The organism is Blautia sp. AF19-13LB (assembly GCF_003479105.1).
Classification (GTDB): domain Bacteria; phylum Bacillota; class Clostridia; order Lachnospirales; family Lachnospiraceae; genus Fusicatenibacter; species Fusicatenibacter saccharivorans.
Map to the genome: position 1 here is coordinate 1 of NZ_QUGO01000053.1, position 1,917 is coordinate 1,917.

Annotated in this window: 2 protein-coding genes; one reads left to right on the plus strand and one right to left on the minus strand. The window is 39.9% G+C overall.

Going from position 1 to position 1,917, the window contains the following annotated elements; translation table 11 throughout:
- Window positions 1–197 precede the first annotated feature (197 nt).
- On the plus strand, window positions 198–428 hold the full coding sequence (locus DWX32_RS19115; RefSeq protein ID WP_055265141.1) for a hypothetical protein: 231 nt from the start codon (window positions 198–200) through the stop codon (window positions 426–428).
- A 1-nt stretch (window position 429) separates the two neighbouring features.
- Here the strand turns inward: DWX32_RS19115 and ltrA are convergent, their stop codons facing one another.
- On the minus strand, window positions 430–1,707 hold the full coding sequence (gene ltrA / locus DWX32_RS19120; protein ID WP_082426135.1) for a group II intron reverse transcriptase/maturase: 1,278 nt from the start codon (window positions 1,705–1,707) through the stop codon (window positions 430–432).
- Window positions 1,708–1,917 lie beyond the last annotated feature (210 nt).

Consider the following 1,917-nt stretch of genomic DNA (forward strand, 5'->3'; position numbering starts at 1 on the left):
ACCACTTCCGACTACTCTATTCTCCCCAGCATAGCTGGGGGATTAGACTTTTCATTTAAGAGTTAAGTAAAAGGGGCTGTCGCACTAAGTTGATATGCTCTCTTCCAGGAATCCTCTTTATAATTTTTCAAAACCACTAATTTGGTGGTATACTTTAATCATCAAAAGAACATCAATGAATACAGGAGGTAAAGATTATGTTTAGTGGAACACATTATGGAATCAAAGTTGATATGGGTTGGTTAAAGGATGACGTCGATGGGTTGAAACAAGTAGTTGATTTTTTAAATAAAGATAACATCAAATTTGTTTTACTTCCAGTCGCAAATCAAAGATTCAAGATCGATGTAGATCGAGTAGGAGGCGGCTTTCGCCGCCGACCTCTCACACCACCGGACATGCGGTTCCGCATCCGGCGGTTCAGTTAACTTAACATCTTGTTTGACAAAAATATTCCTCTGCTGAGAGTAACCCGAACTTTTTCAGACGTGCATTTGACATTGCATAGCAAATAGTTTCTGTACGACAAACCCGAGCATATCCATGGAACCCTGCCGCACTTTTTGCATTCTTTTTACTAACACCCAGTTTTACCAGATTTTTATATCTGGTTTTAGGATTTTTCCAATGTTTCCATATGCACATTCTGAACCTGTACCTAATAACCGTATCGAGTCTTCGGGTTGCTGTAAGAATTGAGCCAATTTTAAAGTAATTGATCCAGCCTCTTACCACTTCCGCTATCTTTTGGGCTTTATATGAGTTACTTACACCCCACTTGCGGCTCGTTAATTTTCTGACTTTCTTCATTACCTTATCCAATGACTTTTTAGGGACTTTTATCTTATATTTCTTTTCTTGAAACTGATAATAGAAGGCAAATCCCAGATATTGTATTTCTGTGGGTCTCCCTATTTTACTTTTGCCCCTGTTCACTTTCAGCCGCAGAACATTTTCAACATACTTCGTGACCGATTCCATTACCCTTGCCGCAGCTTTTTCGCTTTTGACAAAAATAATACAGTCATCTGCATATCGTGCAAATTTAAGTCCTCGGCTTTCAAGTTCCCAATCCAATTCATTGAGCAGTATGTTAGCGAGAAGTGGTGAAATATTTCCCCCTTGTGGGGTTCCGATTTCTGTTTCTTCTATCTGTTCTCCAACCATAACTCCACTTACTAGAAATTTTCGGATTAGCGAAAGTATTTTTCCATCCTTAATCTCTTTGTTCAAAACAGATATTAACTTGTCGTGTTCTACCGTATCAAAAAACTTTTCCAAGTCAATATCCACGACCCAGTTATATCCTTCATTCATGTATTCAACTGCTTTTAATACTGCCTTCTGTGCACTTTTTCCGGGTCTGAATCCATAGCTGTTCTCATGAAATTTTCTTTCATATATAGGTGTTAATACCTGTGCAGCTGCTTGTTGTACCATGCGATCTGTGACAGTTGGAATACCAAGTTTTCGTTTGCTTCCGTCTGCTTTAGGGATTTCCACTCTCTTTACTGGCATTGGTTTGTATGACTGATTTCTTATACTCTCTCTGAGTTGCTGGCCATTTACTTTCAAATGAGAAAGCAAATCGGCACATTCCATTCCGTCTATTCCTGCCGCACCTTTATTCTTTTTCACCTGTTTGTAGGCACGATTCATGTTTTCATTTGACAGAATGCGTTCTATAAATATTCCTTGTTCCTCCATGCACTGTTTCCTTTCCTTTTCGTGAGTTCCGACCACTTAGTACTTGTGGTACTCCTCTCGGCATGTGTTTCGTCTAAAACTCTCAATTAGGACGTACTCCAGATGATTAACTGTTCTGTCCTTTGCTCCATCCGGTTTCCCGGACTTCTTCGCTGTCGGGTAAGGGACAAACCTTACGGTTATTCCCTCCCCAAAGAACGGAACGTGCGA

Bases quoted from the DNA above. Each gene is read 5' to 3' on its own strand.
- DWX32_RS19115 (WP_055265141.1), top strand. From the start codon at position 198: ATGTTTAGTGGAACACATTATGGAATCAAAGTTGATATGGGTTGGTTA.
- ltrA (WP_082426135.1), bottom strand. From the start codon at position 1,707: ATGGAGGAACAAGGAATATTTATAGAACGCATTCTGTCAAATGAAAAC.